The sequence below is a fragment of the Streptomyces sp. enrichment culture genome (assembly GCF_964272855.1).
In the GTDB taxonomy this organism is placed as follows: Bacteria; Actinomycetota; Actinomycetes; order Streptomycetales; family Streptomycetaceae; genus Streptomyces.
This window is the reverse complement of the sequence record NZ_OZ186847.1, coordinates 960,584-986,339: the sequence shown is the minus strand read 5'-3', so window position 1 is coordinate 986,339 and position 25,756 is coordinate 960,584. Positions and strand designations below refer to the sequence as shown.

General features: G+C 68.4%; 20 protein-coding genes and 3 pseudogenes. 14 read left to right on the top strand and 9 right to left on the bottom strand.

Annotated elements, in window-relative coordinates:
• Window positions 1-54: 54 nt before the first annotated feature.
• The 6 genes from ACSU6L_RS04195 to ACSU6L_RS04170 form a co-directional block, all read right to left on the bottom strand.
• Window positions 55-1,008, bottom strand: a complete 954-nt coding sequence (locus tag ACSU6L_RS04195; protein ID WP_437053643.1) for a catechol 2,3-dioxygenase — start codon at window positions 1,006-1,008, stop codon at window positions 55-57.
• The gene (locus tag ACSU6L_RS04190; RefSeq protein WP_437053641.1) at window positions 1,005-2,087 is read right to left on the bottom strand and encodes a 4-oxalomesaconate tautomerase; all 1,083 of its coding nucleotides are present in this window, start codon (window positions 2,085-2,087) and stop codon (window positions 1,005-1,007) included. The genes ACSU6L_RS04195 and ACSU6L_RS04190 overlap by 4 nt, the downstream gene beginning before the upstream one ends.
• Window positions 2,084-2,779, bottom strand: a complete 696-nt coding sequence (locus tag ACSU6L_RS04185; RefSeq protein ID WP_437053639.1) for a 4-carboxy-4-hydroxy-2-oxoadipate aldolase/oxaloacetate decarboxylase — start codon at window positions 2,777-2,779, stop codon at window positions 2,084-2,086. Before ACSU6L_RS04185 ends, ACSU6L_RS04190 begins: the two co-directional genes overlap by 4 nt.
• Window positions 2,779-3,537 carry a PIG-L deacetylase family protein gene (locus ACSU6L_RS04180; RefSeq protein ID WP_437053637.1) on the bottom strand — a complete coding sequence of 253 codons (759 nt, stop codon included), beginning with the start codon at window positions 3,535-3,537 and terminating at the stop codon, window positions 2,779-2,781. The genes ACSU6L_RS04185 and ACSU6L_RS04180 overlap by 1 nt, the downstream gene beginning before the upstream one ends.
• A gap of 48 nt (window positions 3,538-3,585) precedes the next feature.
• A complete protein-coding gene (locus ACSU6L_RS04175) occupies window positions 3,586-4,239 on the bottom strand; it encodes a GntR family transcriptional regulator (protein ID WP_437053635.1) in 654 nt (217 codons plus the stop codon).
• A gap of 358 nt (window positions 4,240-4,597) precedes the next feature.
• A complete protein-coding gene (locus ACSU6L_RS04170; protein ID WP_437053633.1) occupies window positions 4,598-6,211 on the bottom strand; it encodes a subtype B tannase in 1,614 nt (537 codons plus the stop codon).
• A 150-nt stretch (window positions 6,212-6,361) separates the two neighbouring features.
• Between ACSU6L_RS04170 and ACSU6L_RS04165 the strand changes: the two genes are divergently transcribed.
• Window positions 6,362-7,564, top strand: a complete 1,203-nt coding sequence (locus tag ACSU6L_RS04165) for an ROK family transcriptional regulator (protein ID WP_437053631.1) — start codon at window positions 6,362-6,364, stop codon at window positions 7,562-7,564.
• A 490-nt stretch (window positions 7,565-8,054) separates the two neighbouring features.
• On the opposite strand, the pseudogene ACSU6L_RS04160 reads toward ACSU6L_RS04165, so the two are convergent.
• Window positions 8,055-8,757 (bottom strand): annotated as a pseudogene (locus tag ACSU6L_RS04160) (GNAT family N-acetyltransferase).
• 296 nt (window positions 8,758-9,053) lie between these two features.
• Between ACSU6L_RS04160 and ACSU6L_RS04155 the strand changes: the two are divergent.
• Entirely contained in the window at window positions 9,054-11,075 is a 2,022-nt protein-coding gene (locus ACSU6L_RS04155) for a hypothetical protein (protein WP_437053629.1), read from the top strand.
• Window positions 11,076-11,371: 296 nt separating this feature from the next.
• A complete protein-coding gene (locus ACSU6L_RS04150) occupies window positions 11,372-13,018 on the top strand; it encodes a subtype B tannase (RefSeq protein WP_437053627.1) in 1,647 nt (548 codons plus the stop codon).
• 12 nt (window positions 13,019-13,030) lie between these two features.
• Here ACSU6L_RS04150 and ACSU6L_RS04145 read toward each other — a convergent pair.
• Window positions 13,031-13,481: pseudogene (locus tag ACSU6L_RS04145) on the bottom strand (IS5 family transposase); the annotation flags it as partial.
• A gap of 845 nt (window positions 13,482-14,326) precedes the next feature.
• On the opposite strand from ACSU6L_RS04145, the gene ACSU6L_RS04140 reads away from it, so the two are divergent.
• From ACSU6L_RS04140 to ACSU6L_RS04095, 10 genes and pseudogenes are all read left to right on the top strand, one after another.
• Complete coding sequence (locus ACSU6L_RS04140) at window positions 14,327-14,689, top strand: hypothetical protein (RefSeq protein ID WP_437053625.1); 363 nt, start codon at window positions 14,327-14,329, stop codon at window positions 14,687-14,689.
• Entirely contained in the window at window positions 14,686-15,345 is a 660-nt protein-coding gene (locus ACSU6L_RS04135) for a nucleotidyl transferase AbiEii/AbiGii toxin family protein (RefSeq protein WP_437053623.1), read from the top strand. The genes ACSU6L_RS04140 and ACSU6L_RS04135 overlap by 4 nt, the downstream gene beginning before the upstream one ends.
• Window positions 15,346-15,616: 271 nt before the next feature.
• Window positions 15,617-15,913 (top strand): hypothetical protein, encoded by a 297-nt coding sequence (locus ACSU6L_RS04130; protein ID WP_437053621.1) that lies wholly within the window; start codon window positions 15,617-15,619, stop codon window positions 15,911-15,913.
• A 638-nt stretch (window positions 15,914-16,551) separates the two neighbouring features.
• The gene (locus tag ACSU6L_RS04125; protein ID WP_437053619.1) at window positions 16,552-16,827 is read left to right on the top strand and encodes a hypothetical protein; all 276 of its coding nucleotides are present in this window, start codon (window positions 16,552-16,554) and stop codon (window positions 16,825-16,827) included.
• On the top strand, window positions 16,821-18,236 hold the full coding sequence (locus ACSU6L_RS04120) for a hypothetical protein (protein WP_437053617.1): 1,416 nt from the start codon (window positions 16,821-16,823) through the stop codon (window positions 18,234-18,236). Before ACSU6L_RS04125 ends, ACSU6L_RS04120 begins: the two co-directional genes overlap by 7 nt.
• Before the next feature lie 351 nt (window positions 18,237-18,587).
• The gene (locus ACSU6L_RS04115; protein ID WP_437053615.1) at window positions 18,588-19,811 is read left to right on the top strand and encodes a hypothetical protein; all 1,224 of its coding nucleotides are present in this window, start codon (window positions 18,588-18,590) and stop codon (window positions 19,809-19,811) included.
• Between the two features lie 92 nt (window positions 19,812-19,903).
• Entirely contained in the window at window positions 19,904-22,591 is a 2,688-nt protein-coding gene (locus tag ACSU6L_RS04110) for a CHAT domain-containing protein (RefSeq protein ID WP_437053613.1), read from the top strand.
• A gap of 171 nt (window positions 22,592-22,762) precedes the next feature.
• Window positions 22,763-23,290, top strand: a complete 528-nt coding sequence (locus tag ACSU6L_RS04105; protein ID WP_437053611.1) for a hypothetical protein — start codon at window positions 22,763-22,765, stop codon at window positions 23,288-23,290.
• 155 nt (window positions 23,291-23,445) lie between these two features.
• Window positions 23,446-24,126 (top strand): annotated as a pseudogene (locus tag ACSU6L_RS04100) (IS5 family transposase); the annotation flags it as partial.
• Between the two features lie 142 nt (window positions 24,127-24,268).
• Complete coding sequence (locus tag ACSU6L_RS04095; RefSeq protein ID WP_437065244.1) at window positions 24,269-24,430, top strand: hypothetical protein; 162 nt, start codon at window positions 24,269-24,271, stop codon at window positions 24,428-24,430.
• A 146-nt stretch (window positions 24,431-24,576) separates the two neighbouring features.
• Here the strand turns inward: ACSU6L_RS04095 and ACSU6L_RS04090 are convergent, their stop codons facing one another.
• The gene (locus ACSU6L_RS04090) at window positions 24,577-24,774 is read right to left on the bottom strand and encodes a hypothetical protein (protein ID WP_437053609.1); all 198 of its coding nucleotides are present in this window, start codon (window positions 24,772-24,774) and stop codon (window positions 24,577-24,579) included.
• Window positions 24,775-25,042: 268 nt separating this feature from the next.
• Here ACSU6L_RS04090 and ACSU6L_RS04085 point away from each other — a divergent pair, with 268 nt between their 5' ends.
• The gene (locus ACSU6L_RS04085) at window positions 25,043-25,732 is read left to right on the top strand and encodes a hypothetical protein (RefSeq protein ID WP_437053607.1); all 690 of its coding nucleotides are present in this window, start codon (window positions 25,043-25,045) and stop codon (window positions 25,730-25,732) included.
• The last annotated feature ends 24 nt before the right edge of the window (window positions 25,733-25,756 follow it).

Sequence of the window (25,756 nt, the reverse complement as noted above, 5' to 3'; positions counted from 1 at the left end):
TCGTTCCCCGGGATACGGCTGGCCGTCCCCCGGGGCCTGCTAGGCGAGATCACATCAGGGCTGAACGGGCGGTGTGCCGTGGGTGTGGAAGGACTCGATGGTCTTCAGGCCCCAGGCCTGGCCCTTCTTTCGTTCCTCCTCCGTCCAGGTGATGAGCGGCCAGTCGGGGGCAAGGACGAGGCGAGTGAGCGGGTTGCACAGTTCGATGCGGTTGCCGCCGGGTTCGTAGACGTAGAGGAAGAACGTCTGCTGGATGGCGTGCTTGTGCGGTCCCGTCTCGATGAAGACGCCGGTGTCGATCGCGAGGTCGGCGGCGCGCAGGATGTCCTCGCGGGTGTCGGTGGCGAAGGCGATGTGGTGCAGTCGGCCCTCGCTGCCGGTCCAGTCGGACGTGTAGACGACGTCGTACGACTTGTTGGTGTACGTTAGCCAGCGTGCGGCGATCTTCCCGGAGTCGAGCCGGATCTGCTCGGTGGGACGGGCGCCGAGGAGCTGTGCCTGCCACTCGGCGTTGGCGAGGACATCGGCTGCGAGGAAGTTGATGTGGTCCAGCCGGCGGACGCCGACGCCGCGGTTGGGTTTCGCCTGTGGCTGGTTCTTCAGGGACGGCTTGAGCGCGTCGGGGGCCGTGTAGTGCTCGCTCTCCCAGTACAGGGCGTGCTCGTGGCCGTCCGGGTCGGTGGTGACGTACAGCCGGCCGAGACCGGGCTCGTCCTCGGTCCACTTGCCCGTACCGCCCGCCGCCTCGATGGCCTGCACCCGGCGCCGGAGCGCCTCCTCGCTGGAGGTGCGCAGGGCGAGGCGGCCGAGGCCGGGCTGGTCTCGGGCGGTGAGGACGAGGCTGTGGTGCTCGTAGTCGTCGAAGGTGCGCAGGTAGACGGTGTCGCCGTCCTGCCCGTCGACGGTCAGGCCCAGGAAGTCGGTGAAGAAGGCGACGGAGGCGTCCAGGTCCGGGGTGAACAGCTGGGCGTGGCCGATGTGGGCGATGTCGCCGAGAGGCGGGGTCATGAGTGACCTCCTGTGGATGGTACGGGGAAGACGGTGCCGTCGAAGATCTTGCGGGCGGTGCGGACGACGGCGGTGCGACGTGCTCTCAGGCCGCCCTCGGGGGTGCGATCGATGCTGCTCTCGATGTCTGTGAATCCGCTGGGATGCTCGATGCGGAGCCGGTCACCCTCGTCGGGGAGGGCCGCGATGCCGTGTGCCACGCTTCCCTCGATCCGCAGCCCAGACGCCACGCTCGCGGCGCCGAGGACGCCGATGGAGGTGTGGACGCGGGCCGGGATGAAGGTGCGGGTGGTGACGGCGCCGCCGTGGCGGGGCGGCGAGAGGAGGGTGAGCTTGGGGACGGTGGTGTCGGTGACGTCGCCGAGTCCCATCAGATGCCCGGCTGCCAGCCGGATTTCGTGAAGTCGGGCGGTCAGTTCCTGGTTGCTCTCCAGGTCCTTGGGGGCCTCCTGACCGGTGACCTCGAGGGCCTCGGCCGGGATCAGGACGGTCGGCATGCCGTTGTCGACGCACGTGACGTCGATGCCGGCGACCGTGTCGCGCACGTTCCCCGTGGGCAGCAACTCGCCTCGGCCCGGCGGGAACTCGATGACGACGGCGGCGGCACTCCCGGGGACCCCGGAGATTTGCGTGTCGCCGCTGTAGTCGACGCGGCCGCCCGGGGTCGGGAATGTCGCCGTGGCGAAGTCACCCGAGTTCACCATCCGGATGCGTACGGACGTCTCGCTGCTCCCTGCTCGAACGAGTCCGCGCTCGACGGCGAACGGGCCCACCCCGGCGAGCATGTTGCCGCAGTTCTGGCGGTCCGAGACCTCCGCTTTGTCCACGGCGACTTGGAGGAAGAGGTAGTCGACGTCGGCCTCGGGGTCGGCCGACGGGGACACCACGGCGACCTTGCTGGTGAGCGGGTGGGCGCCGCCGAGGCCGTCGATCTGGCGCGGGTCGGGGCTGCCCATGACCCGCAGCAGCAGCTCGTCGCGGGCTGTCTGTTCGGTGGGCAGGTCGTCGGCCAGGAAGTAGGCGCCCTTGGAGGTGCCGCCGCGCATCTGCATGCAGCGGACCTCCGTGGGGCTGGTCACGACTCGGCCTCCTCGTACGAGCGGTAGGTCACTCCGAGCCGCGTGAGGGTCTCCCGCAACCCGTAGCGGTCCAGGCCCAGTTGCCCCTCCAGGAAGGCGGCGCGAGCCCCGGCCTCCTTCTGCTCGCGGGCCTCGGACGCCTCGGCGGTCTCGTGGGCGAGCTCGCGCGGGACGACCACCACGCCGTCGTCGTCGGCGACGATCACGTCACCGGGGTGGATCACCTGGCCGCCGATCACGATCGGTACGTTCACGCTGCCGCCGGTCGCCTTGACCGTGCCCTGCGGGCTGACGGCGGCGGACCAGGCGGCGAACCCCATCGCGCGCAGCTCGGCGGTGTCGCGGATACCGGTGTTCAGGACGACGCCACGCACCCCGCGATGGGCGAGGGCTGTAGCGAACAGCTCGCCGAACAGGCCGTCCGCGCACGGCGAGGTGGTGGTGACGACGAGGATGTCGCCCTCGCCGCACTGCTCGACCGCCGCGTGGATCATGAGGTTGTCGCCGGGCCAGCAGAGCACCGTGACGGCGGTGCCCGCGACCCGGACGCCTTGCTGGATCGGGCGCAGATGGGTGCCGAGGAAGCCGGTGCGGCCCATGGCCTCGCCGACGGTGGCCGTTCCGTAACCGGCGAGCGCCTCGACGGCCTTTGCCTCGGCCTTGGGCGGGTTGGTGACGATGACGCCGGGCATCAGGCGAGCTCCTTCGCGATCTGCGGGTAGGGCCGCATGTACGCCTCGGCCATGGTCTTGTGGGCGAGGCCGAGGTTGGGTCCGGCGTTGCGCTTGAGCTGGACGCCGCGGCGTACGGCGAGGTCGGTGTAGTAGTCCCACAGGTGCTGCTGGGCGCCGAGGCACTCCATGGCCTTGCGCTTGGTCTCCCACACCTCGGTGATGTCGAGGAGCACCTCGGGCTTGAAGCCGCTCATCTCCGGCTGGTGCGGCTCGAAGTAGAAGACGGGCGGGGCACCGATGATCTCGCCCTCGCCGGGGTAACCGATGGCCTGGGCGAGGACCCGGGCCTCCAGAGCCATGCGGTTGGCGGCCGGGTGGTCGCCGTTGTACGGGTCCTCGACCGGGTGCGTGAGCACGACGTCCGGCTGCGTCTCCCGGTAGACGGCGACGAGCCGGTCGGTCAGCTCGGCCGTGGCGAGGAGCGGGTAGTCGCCGGCGTCGAAGAAACGGACCTCGGCGCCGAGCGTCGCGGCGGCACGCTCGGCCTCCTCACGGCGGATCGCCTTGATCTCGTCAAGCTTCTTCCCCTCCCGCCACGCCTTCGCCGACTCGCCGCGCTCGCCGAAGGTCAGGCACGCGATGGTGACCTTCTCGCCCCGGGAGGTGGCCAGGGCGATGGCGCCGCCCGCCCGCCACACGAAGTCTCCGGCGTGCGCGGTGACGACGAGGGTCGATCGGGGCGGAGTGGCGGCGGGTGCGCCGTTGCCGTGGGTCATGCTGTATCTCCTTGGTGACAGGTGCCGCGCCCGCCCCAGGAGCGCGTCTCAGTCGGCGCGCAGGGCGTCGATCACGCTGCTGAGGTGGGCGCGCACGGCCGTCTCGGCCGCTTGCGGATCCCTGGCCCTGATCGCTTCGATCACGGCCAGGTGCTCACTCAGGGACTGCTGCGGACGTCCCGGCCGCAACGCCAACTGGAAGCGGTGCCGCACCAGTTGAGCGTTGAGCCGCTCCAGGAGACCGACGGCCGTGTGCTGGCCGGAGGCGTCCCGGATCAGGGCGTGGAGGTCGTGGTTGAGCTCGGAGTAGGTGACCGGATCGCCGTCGGCGACCGCCTTGGACATGGCCTTGCCCAGTCCGGTCAGCTCGTCGAGCTGCGCGTCGGTGGCCTCGGCCGCCGCCTTGGCCGCGCACAGCCCTTCGAGGGCCATCCGGCACTCCGTGATCTCCACGGCCTCCTCGACCGTCACCACCCGCACCCGCGAACCGCGGTTGCGGATCCGCTCGACCAGCCCTTCGGAGGTCAGATCGAGCAGAGCGGCACGCATGCTGGCACGCGTGACGCCGTAGCTCTCGGCGAGCTCGTTCTCCACCAGCCGCTGGGCCGGCGCCATCTCGCCCTGCAGGATCGCCTTCCTGAGTCGCTCCAGCGCGTACTGCTTGGCCTGCTCTCCGGAGCCTGGACGGGCTTCCTTCGGCATGTGCCCTCCCTGAGTGAGTGCCTGTCGACGCTAAATCTAGGCGAACAGAATTGTCAACGATTCTGTTCTCACTCTTGGGTGAGGCGAGTCACGGCGGGACTCACAGGCGGCGCCGGACAGCGGCCCTGGTTGTGCATGCGGTGCTGCGCCTGATGCGGATCACCGGCGGCCACCGGCGCCGATCTCCGGCGCAGGGGGCCAGGCTGGTGGCTGCCCTCGTCGAGGGCCAGGCCGCCGGTGGGGAGGGCGGAGCGGCCGTTGCCGGCGTCACTCGGCCCGCTGCCCTGCACGGCGGATCAATCCGCGCGTGCGCGAGGCGCTCTTTCGGAACGGGCGTACAGTTCGGCGGTGTCGGTGGCTAGCCCTTGTAGCCCGTCACCTTGGCGACCCACTTGATGAAGTCGCCCGGGTCCTCGTTGGTGGCGTGGCCCTTGTCCCAGTAGTACGCGTGGTCGACGTCGTCACCGAGGTTGTCCACGGCCATGGCGAGGTTCGCGGCGACTGTCAGCGCTGTGTCGGTGTCGGATGCGCCGAGCCGGATCCACCAGTGCTTGGAACGGTTCGGGTTGCGCTCTTCGAGGATGTGGAACATCGGGTTCATCAGCTTGAGCTTCTCGGGGATGTCGCTGTCGACCCGCTTGCTGCTGAGCCCGGTGGTGTCGTTCTTCGCGCTGTAGGCGGTGAAGTGACGGGCCTTGGTGGTGCCCTTGCCGAACTCGTTGTTCTCACCGGCGGACAGGTCGAACGCGTCGAAGGCCGGCTGGGTCTTCTTCCGCTGTGCCACGTGCGCGAGGTAGCCCTCCCACGTGAAGGTCGCCCGGTTGTTCTTCCACGTGATGAACGTGTTCTTGGCCAGGTATGTCTCGCGCTCGGAAGCCGGCAGGGCCGCGAGGTACTTCGTCGCCGACGGCTGGAGGTAGTGCTCCAGGAGGTAGTCGGCATAGTTGCGGGCGGTGATCTTGCCGAAGCCCGAGCCCTTGAGGCCGCGGAGTTTCAGGCCCGCCTGGTATTCGGCGAACTGCGACTGGAGCTCCTTCGACACCCTCTGGTCGACGGTCTTGCCGGTGGTCTGCGTGGGCAGGGTGCCCCAGTTCCACTCGTAGGCGCCGTCGGCGTGCTCCAGGTCCGTGATCGGGCACCAGGCGCCGGTCGCGAAAATGGTGTCGGAGGCGTCGGCCGCACCGGCCTCCCTGAGGTACGGCTCGTAGATCTCGCTGTCGCCGGAGGCGCCGAGCAGGGCCGAGGAGGCGCCGCCCGCGCTGGTGCCGGTGGACACGATCCGCTCGACGTTGCCCGGGATGCGGCCCTCGTTGGCGCGGATGTAGCGCACGGCGGCCTTCAGGTCGACGATCACCGCGGGGGCGGTGCCGTAGTAGGTGCCGGAGGAGTCGGTGAGGCTGCGTCCGCGGGTGCCGGGCTCCACCACGACGTAACCGGCGACCAGGGCCAGCTTCGCGAGGTTCACCATGCCGTTGATGGCACCCGTGCCACCCGCCATGCCGCCGTCCGTGCCGCCCGGTGGCATGGCGCCGCCCATGCCGGTCATCTCCAGCTTGGCCTGTCCCACCCCGGTGGCGTCCGCCACGCTGGTGGGCATGTAGGCGCCCACCGCGTTGGCGAGCACGATCGGGGCGTTTGACGCATCGACCGTCGTGCCGTCGATCTTGACCGGGACGCTGACCACCAGGCTCTGGTGGTCGGAGTCGCTCGGGTTCGTGACGTAGTTGCGGGCCTTGTAGAAGCGGTACGCCACCGAGTGCTCGGTGCCGGAGGCGTCGGCGATCGACTCCGTCTTCTCCGTGAAGTCGTCCTGGTCGAAGACCAGCAAGTCGTTGACCGAGGCGCCCTTGCCGTCGGTGCCGCCCGTGTTGTCTGCCTGTGCGGTCAATGTGATGCCGCCGACGGCTGCGACCCCGGCGGTCGCACCGAGTCCTATGACGACGCTCCTGCGGTTCACTGCCCTGTGCTTCATGGTCTTCTCCTCGTCGCGGCGAGTTGTCCGCCGTCCGTGGGGGGTGCTTTCACGTCGAGTGTGCGGGCTCCGGCTCTTTATTTTCAAGGGTTGAAAAATTAGAAGGGCGTGAAATCGAGGACCGCTGTGGCGACCATGCACAATCGAGACGTGAACACCCCCGCTCCCACCGACTCCGCGGCTGTGCGCCGGGCCAACCTCTCCCTGGTCCTGCGCTACCTCGCCGCTCACGGCCCGTGCGCACGCACCGAGGTCGCCGCGGGCACCGGCCTGGTGCACGCCTCGGTGACGGCGCTCGTCGCCGACCTGATCGATCGCGGCCTGGTGGCGGAGGTCGGCGCCGCCTCGTCGGGGGGGCGCGGCCGTCCGCGCCGACTCGTGAGTCTTGTGCCCGGGCGAGTGCGGACCACCGCCGTTCATGTGGCCTGGGGATACAGCACGGTGATGACGTCCGACCTGGCCGGCGTACCCGGCCTGCCACGCCAACTACCGAATTCGGGAGGCCCGTTCGGACCCGTGGAGAACCTGGCCGATGACATCGCCTCCGCCGTCGACGCCGTCGATCCACCGGAGTCAGGAGTCCATCATGGCCGTCTGGTGATCGCTCTGTCCGGACCGGTCACCGACAGGGCGCAGGAAGCGCCGGGCCCTGCGCACAGTGCCTCGCACCTCGCCCGGCTCGTCGCCGACCGGTTGCCCGGACTGCCCTGCCCCGTCGACGTGGTCAACGACGCCAAGGCCGCGGCACTGGCCGAGTACCACGCCCTCGCCTTGCGGGGCGGCACCGTGGCGTATGTGAAGTCGGACGCGGGAGTGGCCGGCGCGTTGATCGTCAACGGCCGCGTCTTTTACGGCAGTCACGGCCTGGCCGGGGAGCTCGGCCACATCCCGGTCTCCCTCGACGGACCCGTCTGCCGATGCGGCGCGACCGGCTGCCTGACCACGTACGTCAGCACCCGCGCGGTCCTGGAGGAGGCCGGCCTCGGCACTTCGGCTTCGCCTCACCACACCAGCGCCGCCCTCACCGAACTCGACCACCGCCTGCGTACAGGCGAGCCGAGCGCTCTGGCCGCACTGAACCGCGCCGGGCATGCCCTGGGCGCCGCACTCCAGTCGCTCACCGGAGTGACCGACCCCGATCACGTCGTCCTCGGCGGCCGACTTGCCGAGTGGCTGCCCTGGTTGAGGCCCGGCATCGACGCCCGCCTCGCCCCGCGCCGGGGCGCCTTCCCGGCCTGTTCCCCCGCCGTCACTCCCGGGGCCCTCGGTGCCGACGCGGCCCTCCACGGTGCGCTCGCCGCCGGACGCGAACACATCCTGGCCGACCCCGCCGCCGTACCGAAGGGAATCTGACGTCAGGCGCGGGTGCTGTTGTCAGCGGTGGCTCAGGACCTGCCTCCGGTCGCCGTCAACCGGGAGCCGACCCAGTGTCCGACCGTTCCCCGGGGGTGGTGACGGTACCCCGCCGTCCACCGACCGGATCTTCAGGCTGTCCGGAGCTCTGCCCGGTACCCCAAGAGGTGAGGCGGACGGCGCCGTGAAGTGATCAGGGTCCCGACCGCCGGCGAAGTGCGCGGCACCCGGCAACGGGCGAAGTCACTGGTCGACAGCGGACTTGATCGTCCACGGCACCGGCCTGCTGTGCGTCACCCTCTGCTCTGTCGCCGCAAGCAGATGGACGGCGCACCGACCCGGCACCGTGGTCCTCGTCATCACCACCGAGCCCCCGCATCACTGGACCTCCCCGCGTGGTGCCGACCGGAACCGAAGAAGGCTCACTGTCGGTGACGCGTGCTGCCCCCATCGTCGGCAGGCCATTCCACAGAGCCGCCGATGCGGGCCGTCAGGGAGTCCAAAAGCCCCGGAAGGTCACCTGCCTGCGCGTCCTGAAGCCGAGGCGCTCGTACAACGCGATGGCGCCGCTGTTCGTCTCGGCCACATGCAGGAAGGGACGCTCGCCGCGTGCCACGATGCGTGCGGCGAGCGCACATACCAAACGGGCGGCGTGGCCTTGACCCCGTGCCTCGGGAGCGGTGCAGACGGCGCTGATCTCCGTCCATCCCGGGGGCCGCAGGCGCTCCCCGGCCATCGCCACGAGGGCACCTTCGACCCTGACACCCAGGTAGGTGCCGAGTTCGTGGGTGCGTGACCAGAAGGGCCCCGGCTCGGTCCGCGAGACGAGATCGAGCATCTCGGACACGTTGTCCTTGCCCAGTACGACCAAGGCGCTGTCGGGCTCGGCGCCGCGTCGGTCAGGGAGGCGGCCGCCGGACCAGATCAACTGACGGCCCGCAAGGCTGAAGACGGGCTCCCAGCTCCGCGGTGGGGCAGCCGGACAACTGAACATGTCGGCGAGGGCACCTGGACCGAGCAACGCGGCGAGGTCGGGCCCAGTCCTCTGCCTCAGGCTGGACAGGCACGGCGGAGAAGGTCGCCACTTCGGTGGAGTAGGTGACGGCCCCGCCGAGCCGTCGGGCTAGATGCGCGTGCGGGCCGCCGAGCGACTGGCCTACCGGATCATCGAGTACCGAGTCGATGTACATCATTCCTGGGTGGACTCCTGCGGCACCGCTGACGCACCCTCGTGGATCAGGCGTGGCCGTGATCATTCCCCCAGTGTCACATCCGTGGCGGATGCAGCGGCCGATCGGTGTCGTGCGGACGCACTCGCAGCCGCACCCGCAGCCTTCGACATGGCTGAGGGACGTGCCGGTGGACGCGGGACATCTGGTCGTTGCCGGCGGTCGAAAAGTTTCGCCTCCCTGTACCCGGCCGGGTGGCGTTGCTTTCATGTGATCGCTGCCGCCCGAGCGGGCTCACGTACGCCCGAGGAGTGTTTCAAGTGCTTTCCACCGAGGCCAGGGTTCCGGAGTCGCTCCCGTTCGGCACGGGGCGTGCAGTGCTCGACCCGGTGACGGGCGCGCCGGTGCAGTTCCTGGACGACCGAGCCCCGGTACGACGGTTTCTGCTCGACCAGGCCGCCGCGCCCTGGCACTCGGTGGAGCATCAGTGGGGGTCCGGGCATCTGGTGACGGACCGGGGAGCGGCCCGGTGGCTCGCGCCGTCGGGACTGCGGGTGGCGGGCGACGCGGTCGAGGCGGTGTACACACCGCTGCCCGGGGTCCGGGTGGAGGTGCGGCGTTTTGTGGACGGGGACGTGTTGCGTGAGCGCTACACGGTCGTGAACAGCGCCGACGAGTCCCTCGCCGTCACCGGCCTCGGTATCCAGACGCCGTTCGCCGACTGGTACCGGGACGCGGCGACCTCGCTCGAACAGACCGTGCACGCGCACGTCTTCACCGGGGGCACGTGGGCGTGGGTGCTGGCCCAGCCGATGTCTGGTGAGGGGCGCTGTCTGGGGCTGATCGTGCGGGAGGGGGCGGTGCGGGCGTACTCGGTGGAGTCCCGCAACCAGGCGTCGCTGTCCGACATCCGCGGTCACCTCGTCCTCCAGGTCACCGACCACGCCCGCAATCCGGATGCGTTCGGCGGGCAGCCGGTGCTGCACCTGGGGCCGGGGGAGTCGGTCTCGCTCGCGTGGGAGCTGGGCTGGTACGAGTCGGTCGACCAGTTCACCGCCGCCACCCGGCCGCCGGCCGTGTTCTCCGCGTACGCCGCCGAGACCGGAACCCCGATCGTCGTCGAGGCGGCGTCGGTCAGCAGCCCGGACCCGCAGGTGAAGGTGGAGCGGGAGTCGGACGGCCGGTACCGGGTCGAGGTCTCCGCGCACGGCACCCGCACCCTGGACATCGGTGAGGGCGCCCGTACCGAGGTGCTCTTCCATCTCCCGCTGGAGGAGGTCGTGCGCCGCCGCGTCGCCTACATCATCCGCCACCAGCGGGCCACGGAGCGCCCCGGCCTGCTCGCCCACGCCTTCGTCCCTGTGAACACCAGGACCGGGCTGACCGGCGCCACCAACGGCTGGCCGGACTGGTCCGACGGCTCAGAGCGGATCGCCATGCCGCTGCTGCTGCAGGCCGCCACCGCCCGCGGCCTCGCCGACCCCGAGGAGACCGGCCCCCTGCTGGAGGGATGGTCCCGGTTCGCAGTACGCCATCTCCTCGACGACATCGACGCCCCGCGCCGCGGATCCCAGACCTGGCACCTCGAACCGCGGCTGTACGACATGCCCTGGCTGGCCCGCTTCTTCCTCGACCGGCACCGCGCGCACGGCCGCCCAGAGGACCTGGAGCGCGCCGCCCGCATCATCGAGCGCCGCTTCGACCTGGACGGCGCCACCCACCTGTCCATCGACGACTCCCCGACGACGACGGCCGTCTGCGACGCCCTCGACACCGCCGGCCAGACCGCCCGCGCCGCACGGCTGCGCGACCTGCTGGTCGACAGCGCCCGCCAGTTCGCGCGCCTGGGCCGGCGCCTACCCGCCCACGAGGTCAACTACGAGCAGGCGATCGTCGCTCCACTGCTGGACCTCCTCAGCGACGCCTACGCCCTGACGGACGACGCCGTCTTCCACGACGCGATCGAGGAGCGGCTGCCCTGGCTGCTGGCCTTCGGCGGCCCCCAGCCCCACGCACGCCTGCACGGCATCGCCATCCGCCACTGGGACGGCTACTGGTTCGGCGAGAACCGGCTCTGGGGCGACGTCTTCCCCCACTACTGGAGCACCCTGACCGCCACGACCCTGCTGCGCCTGCCGGCCACCCTGCGCACCCCAGACACCAACCGCCTCGCCGACACGATCTTCCGCGCCAACCTGGCCAACTACCACGAGGACGGCTCGGCCACCTGCGCCTTCGTCATGCCCTCCACCGTCGACGGACGCCCCGCCCACACCGCCGACCCCCTCGCCAACGACCAGGACTGGCACCTGACCCTGTGGCTGCGCCACCACGACGCCTGAGCGACGCGGCGGAGGCAGGACGCCGCGTCGGCTCGAACCGGCAGTGGCTTTTCCGACCGGCTGGGCACCCCAAAACTATGTCCGCGATAATGCTAGGCATATTGTTGACAATCTTGTAGCGTGCGTCACGCCTTGACCCCGAGGCATCAGCGAAGCACTCGGTGCTCGATGAGGGGAGACCCATGCAGAGGTTGACCGCGCCCCGCGGACGAGACGCACTCGCCCACCGGGCGAGACGCCCCGCGACCCGCACACGCTTCCTTAGAGGTGTGGCACTCGCGGGTTCCCTCGTCCTCATGTCCGTCGTCGTACCGGCCTCCGTCGCGGCGGCCGCGCCTGCGCACAGCCGTGGCCATGCCGCGGACCCCCAGGACGCGGCGCTCGCCTTCGACTCCTCCGCCTACACGACGATCACCGTCACCGTCGACGGCCGTCCGGTGACCGTGCGCTGGTACAAGGAGATCTGCTACGTCGTGAACCCGGTCGCCGCGGCCTCGCAGCAGCCCGGCGGACCTGGTGGGGGCAGCACCACCACGATCCCCAACACCGCCTGCGGCTACCAGAGCATGAACGTGTTCGTCCCCGAGAGCGCCTTCGTCGACCAGCGGGCGCCGATCTACTTCGCGGTGAACAACGGCGGCTGGATGGCCAGTTACATACGGGCGAGCGTGACCGCGGGCGCCGCCTACAACAGCGCGACGAGCAACGTCGGCGCCGCCCTGAAGGCGGGCTACGTCTTCGTCGACGTCGCCAGCCGCAGCCGCGGACTGGTCGGTGCCGACGGCTCGTCCCCCGGCAAGGCACCCGCGGCCGTCACCGACGCCAAGGCCGCCGTGCGCTACCTGCGTCTCAACGACACCGCGATGCCCGGCAGCGCGGAGCGGATCGTCGTCAACGGCACCAGCGGCGGCGGCGCGCTGGCGTCGATCCTGGGCGCTTCCGGCAACAGCGCCGAGTACACCCCCTACCTTGCCGCGATCGGCGCCGCCGGCATCGACGCCAAGGGGCGCAGCACCCTGCGCGACGACGTCTTCGCCGTCAACGCCTACTGCCCGATCACCGACCTCGGCAACGCCGACATCGCCTACGAGTGGCTCTACAACGCCCTGGGCTCCCGCGACACCACCGGCCAGAACCCCTCACCCGCGGCAGCCGCGGAGATAGCGTCCCGGTTCGCGGCCTACGAGAAGAGCCTCGGCCTGCGCCACCCCGACGGCTCCCGGCTCACCGCCGCGACCATGCTCGACACCATCGAGCAGGAGGTCGTCCGCTCCGCCGAGACCTACCTCAAGGAGGATCCCGCCCACACCATCCCGCCGCTGGGCGGCACCTTCCAGATCACGTCAGGGGGCACCACCAAGTCGTACGTCAACGACTGGATAGACGTCGACACCGCCACCCGCACCGTGCGCTCCGTCGACATGACGAAGTACCTCGCCTTCGTCGCCACCCAGGCCGCCCTCAAGACGACCCCCGCCTTCGACGCCGTCGGCGTCGCCGGGAACACCACCAGCCGCACCGAGACCAACCTCTTCGGCCCGCCGACCCAGACGTACCTCAACTACACCGAGTACAGCTGGAACCACAACGACGTGCCCGGCGACGGCAGCGGTCTGGACGACACCGGGCTGACCTGGAAGCAGTACACCGCGCAGCCGAGCACCACCGTCGACGACCAGATCCACCTCATCGACCCGATGGACTTCATCGGCACCAAGGCCGACACCGCGCCGAACTGGTACGTCCGCCACGGCACCCGGGACCGGGACACTGCCTTCACCGTCTCGGTCAACCTTGACCGCGCACTGGCCGCGGACAAGCAGGTCGAGGACCTGGACTACCGGCTCGCCTGGAACCAGCCGCACGCAGGGAACTACGACGTGCCCGAGGCCATGGCCTGGATCGCCAAGGTCGTCCAGAAAGCGGGCGACCCGCTCGCATAGGAGATCGTTCTCTCACCATGGTGCATTCAGGAATGAATCTTTGATCATGTCGCGCCAGGGGATCGTTGCTTGGTCGGTGAGGCGGCGGGCCATCAGGTCGGTCATGACCAGCTGGATCATGGCTTCGGAGCGGGCGGGCAGGGTCTCGTAGTCGCACGCCAGGCGGCAGTGAAGCATCGGACCAGCCGCAGGTCCGCTCCACGGTCCACCGCTTGGGCAGCGGGCTGAATCCCTTCCTTCCGGGCGCGTTGGACGCTTTCCATGCGATGCCGAGGGCGGCGGCGTGCTGGACGAGGTGCTGTCGGTAGCCGCCGCCCTCCCAGACCTTGCGGATGGTGGGGTGTGCGGCGGCCACCTGGTTGATCAGGTCGGTACCGGCGACGGAGTCCTGCACGCTCGCCGCGGTGACGGGCATCGCCAGCAGCAGTCCGAGAGTGTCGGTGACCATGCTCCGCTTGCGGCCCACGCACCTGGAAGTGGTTGTACTCATCACCAAGCGCCTACCTGGCACATCGTCAGGTAAGTCAGCATCTGGTCAGCTTCACTTCCCGAACATCCTGAGAGGCTGTCCGAACAGGCGCCTGGTCGGTGGTGCCACAGCAGTCCGGTTGGCGCCGAAGCCCAGGCAGGGAGCCCTGTCGCCGATGAGAAGCGATGTTCCTCACACTCATCGACTTCGACGCGTGCCCGTGTAGAGTGAAGACCGCCTTTGACCTGCACAAAGCAGGCAGGGAGCCGTCTTACAGGAGTCCGAAGTGCTGCGTACTCTGTTCAAGTCCAAGATCTAGCATTTGGGTGCTTTAGCAGGTCAGAGGCTTGATGGCCCCACTCAGGTCAGCAAACGGTCAGCATCGGGCGCGGAAGCGTCCCAGCTTGCTGACCAGATGGCCGCCGTGACGGGTGACCTCGACAGGTTTCTGGCTCCCGCTTGGGACGTTCGCTGCGTACTCGACAGGTTGACCGCGGCATGGGTCCTGACCTCGCCCGCCCCGGTGTCCTTCTCGTCCACTGTGCGGGCACCATGGGCCTCGGCTTCGGCATCGTCGTCACTTCCGACAGAGAGCGAAGCCGCGGCCGGTCCCACCGCGTGACCTGCTGCGTCATCATCACCCGCGCCCGCGGGCGGCCTGGTCCGGGCCTGCAGGGCAGCCGGTTGCCGCGCCACCTGGGGCCTGCGCGGGTAGGAGATGATGCGCTAAGCGCGCCCTGGCTGAGATATCCGAGGGAAGGGCGGCCGCCCGCCCCGTACGTATGACAGGGGACCCCCGTATCCGCTATGCCGCCCCTCTCAACGGCGATACTGGATGCATGGACACGACGATCACCGCCGCCCGCGCCGAGGTGCTGAGGGACCGCTACCGCAGCCGGCTGCCCGAGCGCTTGCAGGAGCTGGCCGGCCCTGTCGAGGGCAACGTGGACCTGCCGCTCCACATCGTCTGGTCCGGGCGGACGAGCTACAGTCTGGACCGTCCGAAGTCCCGCATGACGCTCTACCGGACCGTCCTCGCCGAAGGACTGAGTGAGGACCTGGTGACCCTCCTGCACCACCGACTGCTCACCGAGCAGTGGCCCGTGCTGCGGCGCTTGATCAGTCCCTATATTCGCGAGGTCTGGGAGGACGCCTTCCCCGAGCTGCTCCGCACCGCTCCGGCCGACACGAGCGCCGCGTGAAGCTCACTCCGCTCCACGAGCGTCTCCTCGCCGACATCCTCGACCTCGGTTCCCCTTACCCTCTGGTCCTCACCGGCGGGTACGCCGTGCAGGCCCACGGCCTGGTCGAACGCTTCAGTCGCGACCTCGACGTCGCCACAGAGAATCCCGCTCCGATGCAGGAGATCGTCGCCGCACTCACGGCAGGCCTCAGCGCGCGCGGATGGCGGACCACGCACGTCCAGACCGATCCGCTCAGCGGCCGTTTTCTCGTCACCGATCCGGCCACCGGCGAGGAGTGCGAGGTCGACGTCCTCAAGGAGGCGTTCTGGGCTCCGCCCGCCCAGACCCCCTACGGCCCCGTTCTTTCCCTCGACGACGTGATCGGCACCAAGGTCCGTGCCCTCGCCGACCGCGGCACCGTCCGCGACCTCATCGACGTCCAGGCCGCATCCCGCCACCGCTCCACCGCCGACCTCGAATCCCTGGGCCGCCGTCGTGCCCACAACGAGTTCAGCCTCGAAGACCTCCGGGACCGGCTGATCGGTGCGGACTGGTACGAGGACGAGGACTACACCGCGTATGGGCTCACCTCCCGGCAGATCGAAGAACTCAAGGCGTGGGCGCTGGAGTGGGCGGAGGATCTGGGTGCGCGGATCCATGACGAGAACGCCTGAGAGGCGGCCATCGTGTCCATCTGCTCTACCGTCGGTGCAACGAGAGGATGCGGTGTAGTCGGCAAGTTCCGACCCGGAGCCGTCCACGGTGGGAGGCTGCCCTGCACGGCGGAGCGGTCGACCGCCGATCGGCTGATGGTCAACGAGGGCGTGTTCCGTATCCCGTCTCTTGCCTACATGACGGAGGCGCTGACGGCCGTTGACGAGGCTCTGGCGTTGGAGATCGTCATGATGGCGGGGCACGGCCTGTGCAACGGCGAGGCGCGGGACCGTGAAGGGCGGCTACCTGTTGCGAGCCCCGGGCGGCTACTTCACCGAAGGCATGGAACGGCGCAGGGGGAGGAAGCTCTTCGCGGACCTCCCGCCGGAGGTGGGCGTCGGGATGTACGGCTTTCGGCACTACTTCGCCTCCAATGCCCTCGGCAACAACATCCCCATCACCGACGTGGCGGAGTGGATGGGACACAAGCCCATCGAGGAGACGTACCGCACCTACCGGTACCTGATGCCGGGCACCATCACCAAGGCCGCCCGGATCCTGGACGCCGGCCTCTGGGAAGCCGCCTGATGGCGGAAAGGGCGATGTCTGTCCTGCGAGGTGGGCGAGGAGATCTTCTTTGCGGATTTCCGAGGCTTTCACGATGTCGCTGTCCCACGCGGTCGATTCTCCCCAGACGCTCCTCAGGGCAGGCTGATTCTCCCCAGAGTCTCCCCAGCAGAGGGCAATGCAGCGTGCATACGCAGGGGTAAGGCATGGTCCGAGTGCACCGCTCTGCTGCGCGCAGTAAGGGGCGGGGCGCTCGTCGCAAGCCGGTGAGCGGCTGGCCGGTTTCAACCACTTGAAGCGGAAACTTGGCTGGGGCACCCTTTTCCGGTGCCAGGTGAAGAAGCGCACCTTGTAGGTGCAGAGGCTGTCCAGCGGGCGAAGAGATGGCTTGAGGGCACCATGCGCGTGGCCCAGTCGTACACCAATACGGACGGCGCTTGGGCGAAGAAGCTCACCCTCCACTGGCCGCACGGCAATGAGAAGCAGTTCTCCTACGACCTCGGCGGGGTCATGCGTGGCGGAGACTGGGACGGCCAGATGTTCTGCGCCGAGGTCAAATGGCGACGGAACTCAAGTGATCAAGGTACGGAGTACAAGAGCTTTCTGGCCAAGTGCTACGTCGCGCTCAGCAAGGACTACATGCTCGGTGATCACTACATGTGGATCAGCTGGCGCCGTTCCGCGCACGCGATTGGGATGTGCTCACGGCTCCGGACACGATCCGGGAAGCCGTTCTCGCCGAGGCGGCTCGTGCTTTGGGCACGGAAGATCCAGACGAAGCCCGGGAACTGATCAAGGACGAGATCGTCGATGAGCTGTCGGCGCGGCTCTGGATCGTGGTCATGTCGGAGAAGCAGGAGAAGCTCGTTCCGCTTGACGACTGGCGTGGAGTCGTAGCCCGCTTCTACAACAGCCAGGGGAAGACGTCATGGTGACACCAGTCGCACCCGAGATCGATCGCGCACTCGACCACCCTGACCCCCGTGAGGCCGTTGAACGGGTCAAGGATGTGGTGCAGCGCCGACTGCTTGCAGTGCATCCCTCAGCCAAGATCGTCCGAACCCCCTTCTTCAACCACACTTATGTACCGGACCTGTTGATGACGTGGAAGAACGGCCGCGGTGTGGCTGAACGGCGCGTCTATCTCCGGACTTCATCCGATCCGATTCTCCTCGCCAACGATGTGTTGCTGCTCGAACGAGAGCAGCAACCGCTCGTCGTGCCGCTGGGGCAGGTCGGGCAGGGTCCTTCATGGACCCGACTGGACGACATCGCGGGGGAGCGACAGACGCTCGTTCTGGACCCCTTCGGACTCGGGTCCCTGCCTCCCCACTCGACGACCCGCTCGCCGGTTGCACTGGCTTCCGACGCGATCGTCGAAGGCGGCCGCGGGATCATGAGACAGGACCAAGTGGAACAGTTCCTCGCCTCGGTGGACCTGGGAGTCGGTGCGGCCCGTGAGGGCCGGGAGGCCCCGACGCGTGCCGCCCTCACCACGCTCAGCCGTCGCACGACCCCGGGCGTGGCGCATCGGCTTGCCACTTTCATGGCCGCGATGTGGCAAGGCAGCGGCCGATCGATGACGGACTTCCCGGGCGATGTGCCGCTGCGCTCGTCCCTTGATGCCACCTCTTTGAACCTGCTGCTGTCCTCGGAGGAGATCGAGGACGAAGACTTCTGGCGGCGCATCCAGCCGCTTGTGGACATCAAGCCGCTGCTCGACAGCGGCATCACGGACACCGAGAACCTGCAACACCTCATGCGTAGCGCTGTCGGTGTCTGGAAGGCCCATGTCTGCATGGTCGTCGAAGGGCGTGGTGCGGGCGGCGGTTGGCGCTGGACGGTGGACCGAGGACGACTGGCCCTGCAAGGTCCGGATTTCGTCGCGTACATCGCCGGCAGCCGCAAGGACCTGGAGTTTCCTGAGGAGCGTGAGGTTCCGTTGCTGGCGGAGGTACGTGAGCGGGCGAACAGGCACGGCATCACGCTCACGTCGATTCGCATGATGACGCCGAACCGGAGTATCGGATACGACTCGCCCGGCGAAGACGTCACCAACGACCCGCAGTTGGACGGCATCAGCGCGGCACTGGGGCAGGAGGAGGGAGTCGTGGAGGCCCTGGCCGTGACACCCGGAGGGTATGCCCTGAGGTGTAACTTCTCCACGCAGACGGCCGGCCCGCCGGGCGCTCGGGCGTTGCTCATCTACGCCGATCTCCTGGGGACGGCGCTCCGCCTTCTGCGACCTTTCGGTGAGGGGGACGGGGTCGTGCTGCGTAGCCTGCTGGGTGGGGGCCCGGTGCCACCGGTGCAGTGGTCGCAGCCGACCCTGCCGGAGGCGTGAGCAGAGGGCGGCTGCGAGGCCGACTTCCGACAGTTGGTGGTCCGCCTTCCGGAGCACGCCCTTGCATCGCAGGTGAGCCGTCCATCCGCATGACGAGCTGCACCGGAGTCCTGGACCGAGCCACAAGAGTGGGAGTGCTCCGCGACGGAGCAGGTCACCCGGGCGAGGCACGCTTCTGCAGGTGTGTGCCCTTGTCGGAGGAGCAGGAGTGGGGAATAGCAGATCGCACGTCGTGACCAGCACCGTTGGCCTACCCTGATCTCTTGGGAGGTCAGGGGATTGCGGGCAACACTTCTCAGCGAGCTGAACGACAGAATTCTGGCCTTCCGCGATAGAGGGGCTCCGGAGGCTGTGCTCGACGAGGCGGGGATGACGTGCGCCTCGGAACTCATGGCGATGGTCAGCGAAAAGCTGGACGAGCTCCATGAGGTGGACACCGACACCTTGCACACGGTCGCCGCGTACTACTGGGCACGATCTCTTGCCCAGGGCGAAGCCGTGCTGTCGGCTGCGGACCTCAGGACGGCGATGCATGTCTTCGGCATGCTGTATCTGGCCGATCACCGTCGTGTGCCCCGGGAATTATGGTCCCGGCTCACGGAAGAGACCGGCCACGACCCGTGGCGAGACCCTGTGGACCACGCGAGCGACCTCGTGCTGGATGTCGAGCAGGGTGGTGATCCGGCCCTGCTCGACGAGGCGGTGGCCCTGTTGCGGAGCTCCGCTCCTAGCCCGTACCGCGACACCACGCTCGGTCTCGCGCTCTGCCGGAGGGCCCCGGTCTCCGGTCGCCTGGACGATGCGGACTCGGGCATCCGATTGCTCGCTCACGTGGCTGCCCTGCCGGAGTACTCACAGACCCGTCGGGCGCGTCGACGACTCACTCTCGCCGAGGCGTACACACGCCGCTTCGTCGTCTCGGCCGATCTCGCCGACCTCGCCGCGGCGGAATCCGCGGCACGTTCAGCGTTCGCCGAAGCCCCGGAGGGCTCGTCCGAGCAGGCGGATTCAGCGGGGACCATCGGTCTCTGTCTCGCCCGCAGGGGCGAGGCGGCCCTGTTCCCGGACGGCATCGCCGGACTTCAGGAGGCCGTCTCATGGCTGCGGCTGGGAGTGGATCTTCGGACGGCCGCGGGACAGGAGCCCGACCGTGCGAATCTGCGCAAGGCGATGGGGCTGCTTCTCGAACGCATGGCTCGGGATTTCGCTGAAGAGCCCGGGCGGGAAGGGGAGGAGGAACGAGAGGAAGCGCTCCCGGAAGTCGGGGTGTCGTCCGCCTCGTCGGACAGTACGAGCCAGGCGCGGCACCTCGCCGAACTGGGCTCGAAGACCATCTCCCGGATCGTGTCGGAGGCCGAAGCCATCCGCCAGGCCGTCGACCCGGCCTTCGCGCTCTCGGAGGACGCGATCGCCCCGTCGTGGCAGGAGCCTTGCACCTCGTCGAATCCGGAACGCCTCGGGACGCGGTGCCCGTGCTCACTCTCGCGCTGGAGGCTGCATCCGTTCGTTGGGGGAGGGGGGTCGGGGGCCCCTGGTGGTGGGCGGCCGACGCCTATGTCGAGGCCGCGCGGCTGAGTCTGGTCGAACGCCCCGACGGACAGTTGTTCCGACGTGCGCATGATGCCGTGCGAGCCCAGCTCGACGCATTGCGCGGAGTCGCTGGGGCAGTGGACACCGACGAACTCGCCCAGACCCTCTTCGCCGCCGGAATGCTGCATCTCAGCCCGTACCTCGGCGAAGCGGCAGGGTGGGACTTCACCAGCGCACTGAGCATCCGGGAGGAACGCCAAAGACGGCACCAGTCCCTCCACCCCGACGATCCCGCCCACACCGCAGTCCCGGACATGCCTCCGCCGCCGGACGCGGCTGCGGCCGCTGTCGCATACCTCCGCGAATCCGCCGACTTGTCGACGGGACACGAACGGGGACGGGTGCTGAAGGCGCTGACCGAAGCGCTCTCCTTCCTCGCCGGGATGAGGAACGAATCGTACGACCGCGAGATCCTCATCGCCGCCCGGGAGGCGTTCGACGTCATCGACCCGCGTCGTGACCCGTTGGCACACCTCTACCTCTTGCGGATTCTGTACCGGTTCGGCGAACTGACCCTGCCTGACGACCTTGCCGCGATGCTGCCCGTGCCCCTCGCCGTGATCAGGCGACGGCAAGGGCTCCATGAGGCTTCATGCGTCTTCGCGGAGGCGCTCACCCTTGCGAGGGAAGCCCATCGCCTCGATCTCCAGGCCCGTCTGCTGACGGCGGCCGACCGTGACCTGCCGCATCTGTCTATGGACTCCCACCGCCGGCTGCGCTGGTCGAGCGAGGTGCACTGCCTTGCCGATGACCGTCTGATCTGTGCACCGGAGCAGATGCAGGTGGGCCTGCTCGCCGACCACGTGCGTTCCTCCGCGGAGGCGGAGGACTGGCCTGCCGAGCAGCGAGCGGCGACGCTTCTCCACCTTGCGGCACACGCGGATCCGGAACAGGAGGGTGGCGTCGGACGTGACCTCATCAACGAAGCGCGACAGGTGTCACCCTCTCCCTTCCGACGCCATGTCGATGCGATCACCTACCTCGATGCCGCGCTCGCTCACGACATGGGAGCGCACGCCCAGGGACAAGGACAGCTGGGCGCCGCCGCGGCTCTCTTCGCCTCCGCAGCCTTCGGCTTCGCGCTGTGTCGACAGACCGACTTCGCTCTCGCAGCCCTCGACGCGGGTCTGGGATGCGCCTCCGCCACCGAAGGGCCCGAAGCCGAACGATCCGCGATCGCGCTGGTCCCCGCGTCCGTGTTCCTGCGTCAGGTTCCGGACGAGACCGTGGACTGGAAGCTGTACGACCTCTACCAGTCGCTGGCCTTCAGGGCGAGCGGCCCTACCATCAACCTGTCGGTGATGGCCGGCATTCACCAGGCCGCCAAGGGCATGGACTTCACACTCTCGGTGGGGCGCCCGGGTGCCTTTGAGTTCTCCGCCCACTTGGAAGGCATCCTGGCCCGCGCACGCGTTGCCGAGGCAGATCTTCCAGGACCGCTGCCCGACTTCGACCTACCCGGTGGAACCGAGACCGCCATGCTCTATCACCTGGGTTCAGGCGAGGCCGAACCGGACCACGACGCCGAGACCGAAGTGCGTAACTTGCAGCGCGCCGCCGATCGCTGGATCAGCGGGGAACTTCGCTTGGCGCGGGGCTCGACGTGGTTCCCGCTTCTTCAGGTCGACGAGATCCAGAAGCTTCTTCCTCCGGACACCGTGCTGCTCTCGTTCTTCCTGGGGCAGGTCGGCCACGTGGACTCCGTGAACCCCGTCATGGCCCTGCATGGGATGGCGGTGACGAACGAGGAGCTGTTCCACCGAACCATGGCCTTCCCGATGTACGAAGGTGCCCTGGTCCGAGCATTCAAAGCCGGCCACACGCTCACTGTCTCGCCTGCCGCAATCGAGATCGCGCAGCTGCGCCAGGAAATCACCGCCGACCCCCTGCACCGTGAGGTGTCGCGCACCGCTGCCCAGTTGCTGACCAACGACTCCCGCTCTTATCTCGCCGGCTTTACCGATTCTCTGCCTTCATGGTTCGCCCAGGGCAAGTCGCATCTCTGCGTCTGGCCCAACGGCCCCCTGCATTACCTTCCCTTTCACCTGCTGTCCGCAGATGGCCGCCTCCTCGCCGACGACTGGACCGTCTCCCAGGTGTCCAGCCTTTCCTTCCTCGGTCGCCCCGCATCGTCTCCTTCCCCTCAGCGGGGGCTTGCCGCCTTCCCGTTCGACAGCGGAGGGACGAACACACTGGAGGCCCACACCGCACGGATCGCCGCCTCGATGAGCGGCACAACCCTGGTGCTGGGGGCCGATGCCACTCCTCGCCGCTTCCTGGAGGCATTGCCCGAAGCCCGCTACATCCATGTGGCGGCCCATGGTTCGCACAACGAGTGGGCACCCTGGTACCAATGCCTGTTCTTGTCACCGGACCCGGAGCGGGGTGACGACGGCCGGGTCTTCGCCCATGACATCCTCAGGATCGATCTGCGTGGCGTCGAACTCGTCACGATGAGTGCATGCGAGTCGGCCCTCGGCAGATTCGACATCAACGACAACCTGCACGGCCTGCCTGCCGCCTTCCTTCAAGCCGGCGCTGCCGCCATCGTCGGCTGCCTGTGGCCTGTGTCCCCCGACGTGGCCACCACTTTCTTCGGAATCCTGTACGAACAGCTCGCTCTCTCCGGAGACCGGCGTGCTGCGTTCCGGACAGCCCAGTCCACGACGCGTTCCTGTTACCCGGCCTACCGGGACTGGGGCGCGTTCTGCTTCATCGGAGACTGGCGCACCGCCACCGATCACTCACGGGAAGCCACCGCATGATCTCTCTCGAGCGTATGACCGGGGTGGAGGCAGCAACCTCCTATGACCTCAGGCTCGTTCCGACCCTCCTCCTCCAGACACCCGCTCCTCAGCCTTCGCTGACAGGGCGAATTTCTCTGGGGGCACCGGTCGTACGTCCGCTGACCGGCATGCAGGCCGCCGAGGGCGACGGTGATTGGGGGGGAGTTCCTGGACGCGCAGTCCGCCCATTACGACTACCTGCTCCTCAGCATCGTCTGTTCTTTCCGTCCTTCGCCCGAGGGCGCTCCGTTCGCGAACGCGGGCATCGGCGTCCGGATGGAGGCGCCGGGCCAGTCGGCCGACCGGCAACCCATCGCATGGTCCATCTCTCCGAAAAGGCGGGCCGTCCCCGTTGCGCCCTCCGGCTCGCTGACACTGACCGCCAATCTCATGCTCGTCGACGCAGGTGTGGAGTTCACACCGCAGCAGGGTGGGCGCGAGGAACTGTTCGTCGTCGGCATGGGTGAACGCGACAGCGATCCCGAGTGGAGGTTCACCGCCACCCCGGACACACCCCTGATCGGCGATGAAGCACTCTCGCTGATCGTCCGGACCCCAGTCGGTGTGCCGACACAGGCCCACATCACAGTGGCCGCGACCGTCAAGCAGCGCCGTCTTGGCCTGATCCCGTACCGGGCTGAGCTTCCTCCTGCTCTGCGGACCATCGACCTTCAGTGACGACGCATCCCTCAAGGTGGCTGGTCGGGACAGCGTGCGGTCCTGCCTCGTTACGTCAGGCTACGTGGCGTAGGCAGTAAGACCGTGTCCTATGTGGCGTGAGTCGCTGGGTGGGTCATGGGTGGGGGCTCTTGGGGTTGAGTTGTTCCGGACGGGTCCCGTCGTCGAGGGCGCGGCCGCAGGGTGGCGGGACGCAGGACACGCCTGATGAGAAGCTGTTCGCCGCGATCATCCACGTGCTGGTCAGTGGCTGCGCCTGGCGGGCGCTTCCGCCGTGCTTCGGGATGTTGAAGTCGACCGCGCACCGCCGGTTCCTGATCTGGTCGCGGGCCGGAGTGTGGTGCCGGCTTCATGAAGCGGTTCTGTACCGCATCGACGACGCCGACCTGCTAGACCTGTCGCGCGTCGTTCTCGCCTCGGCCCACGGCAGGGCGAAAAAACGGGGAGCGAACATACAGGTCCGAGTCCCATGGACCGGGGTAAACCCAGCTCGAAAGTGCATGTCCTGCCCGATCGTCGAGGGCTGCCCCTCGTGGTCGGACTCTCCGTCGGCAACGTCCATGACCGCCACGGATCGAAGTCCATGGGGGCGGGTCCCCAAACGAAACACGACCCCTACCGCGGCCTGCACTTCCATCCCGGAAACGCCACGTCGACAAAGCCTATGACGTTCCTGACCTGCGGCGATGGCTCTGCCGCAAGCAGATCACACCCCGCATCGCCCGCAAGGGCATTGAGTCGAAACAGCGTCTGGGCCGACACCGGCGGGTGATCGAGCGGACCATGTCCTGGCTCACGGATACCGCCGGCTCAACCACCGCTACGAACGTCACCCCCCTGCCCAGCCGGCAATCGGGGCCGTCCAGAAGGAAGACGGCGAGTGGAACATCTCCGAGCCCACGGTGTACACCGCGCTCGTCACGATCCCGCCCGTCGCCACTGGCCCCGAGGCGCTCCAGGAGATGAAACTCCTGCTGCGTGAGAATCTATCGGCGGCCTCCGAAGGAGGCGTCGGGCTGGATTCAGGAACTCCTACCGCAGCTGAAGAACAGGGTTCCCTTCCTGGAACAGATCGTTCGGGACCTGCATGAACAGGACCTGAGTCCCCCGTACGTCTGGGACCTGATCAACGAGATCTGAGTGCTGACCCTCGCTTCACTGTATGGGACATCCTCACGAGGTGTCTGTCGTCGCCTTGTCACGTACCGAGACGACGACCGCTTCGGATCTGTTTCCGCAGGCACCAGAACGAGAAGGCACTCAGGAACTGAGCGAAAGCCGGCACGTCACTCCTGGCCGGTCGGCTCCTCAAGCCGCGCAAGTCCGAGCTCCTCGCGTAGGAACTGCAGGTAGGCGGGCAGCGTCTTGGCGAGCCCAGGGGTGTTGAGGACTTGGGCGATGGACAGGGAGGCGGCGTCCTCCCGGCTGGCGGAGGCCGCCGTGACGTACTGTCCCCACTGCCACCAAACCGGGTGGCGCAGCATCCGCAGCACACCGTCCGGGCTGCATCGCCAGGTGGATTTCCACCCCGTGCACGCCCATGAGGACGCCCAGTACGGCCACCAACTGGATCGGGGCGACGGACGTGACTGCTTCGGCCGCCCGGAGCAGTTCCTCGTCGTCCGAGGCGTCTATCGCTGACAGCAGCGTCCCCGCGTCGTGCTCGGGCGGCAGAGCCCTCCATGGGTCCTCACCGCGTCGACGGGTCCGCTCCTCTTCCTGGGCCACGGACCGCTGCAAGTCATCAGCCGCTTGGGCGGACAGCCCAAGGCCCTCGCCGAGCGCCTCAGCGACCTCGTCCAACCCCACCTCGTCCCGGCCTGCGGCAAAGAGCCGCAGTGCGACCGCCGCAAGGGGCTGGGGCCGTTGCCATTGAGGCATCCGCGCAATGCCCGCTACGTCCAGGCCGTGCTCCGCCACGGCGTCGAGGAGCATGTTGTGCGCGTCGGCGGGGCCAGGCACGTCTCGCGCGAGGCGGCCTGCCGCCTCCAGCAGCGCCTCGGCCTCCTCGTCGGAATCCGCCGCAGCCTCGGCCGCCAGCGTTGGATACGCGCCGAGACCGGCGGCCAGTCGGCGCAGGCGCTCGACGACCACCGCCCGGAGCCGGGCAGGCTCCTTATTGACGACCGCCCGAACGAGCTCACCGGTCGCCACAGAGGCCGGAGCCCGCCCCTGCCGGGTCGTGCGGGCCAGCACCTCGGCCTGCACGACAGTCTCCGGCAGCAGTACGGCACGGGTGCCGCACCCTCGGCCCAGTCCCCGCCGGGGATGGCGCTGAAGCCGACCAGCCGCCCGCCACCGCTCCAGTTGGAAGACCGAAACGTGCACATCCCGCTCCGCGAGGGCCTGGATCAGCGCGGCATCGGCGCCCGAGGGCGGGTTCGAGGCATGCGCCCATTACAACCCCGCGAAGTTCCCGCCGTCAGCATCTTCCCGACATGAGGTCATGAGGTGCCAACAACCCGC

Coding starts and splice junctions, on each gene's coding strand:
- ACSU6L_RS04195 (WP_437053643.1), bottom strand. CDS start 1,008: ATGACCCCGCCTCTCGGCGACATCGCCCACATCGGCCACGCCCAGCTG.
- ACSU6L_RS04185 (WP_437053639.1), bottom strand. CDS start 2,779: ATGCCCGGCGTCATCGTCACCAACCCGCCCAAGGCCGAGGCAAAGGCC.
- ACSU6L_RS04180 (WP_437053637.1), bottom strand. CDS start 3,537: ATGACCCACGGCAACGGCGCACCCGCCGCCACTCCGCCCCGATCGACC.
- ACSU6L_RS04175 (WP_437053635.1), bottom strand. CDS start 4,239: ATGCCGAAGGAAGCCCGTCCAGGCTCCGGAGAGCAGGCCAAGCAGTAC.
- ACSU6L_RS04170 (WP_437053633.1), bottom strand. CDS start 6,211: ATGAAGCACAGGGCAGTGAACCGCAGGAGCGTCGTCATAGGACTCGGT.
- ACSU6L_RS04150 (WP_437053627.1), top strand. CDS start 11,372: ATGTCCGTCGTCGTACCGGCCTCCGTCGCGGCGGCCGCGCCTGCGCAC.
- ACSU6L_RS04140 (WP_437053625.1), top strand. CDS start 14,327: ATGGACACGACGATCACCGCCGCCCGCGCCGAGGTGCTGAGGGACCGC.
- ACSU6L_RS04120 (WP_437053617.1), top strand. CDS start 16,821: ATGGTGACACCAGTCGCACCCGAGATCGATCGCGCACTCGACCACCCT.
- ACSU6L_RS04090 (WP_437053609.1), bottom strand. CDS start 24,774: ATGCTGCGCCACCCGGTTTGGTGGCAGTGGGGACAGTACGTCACGGCG.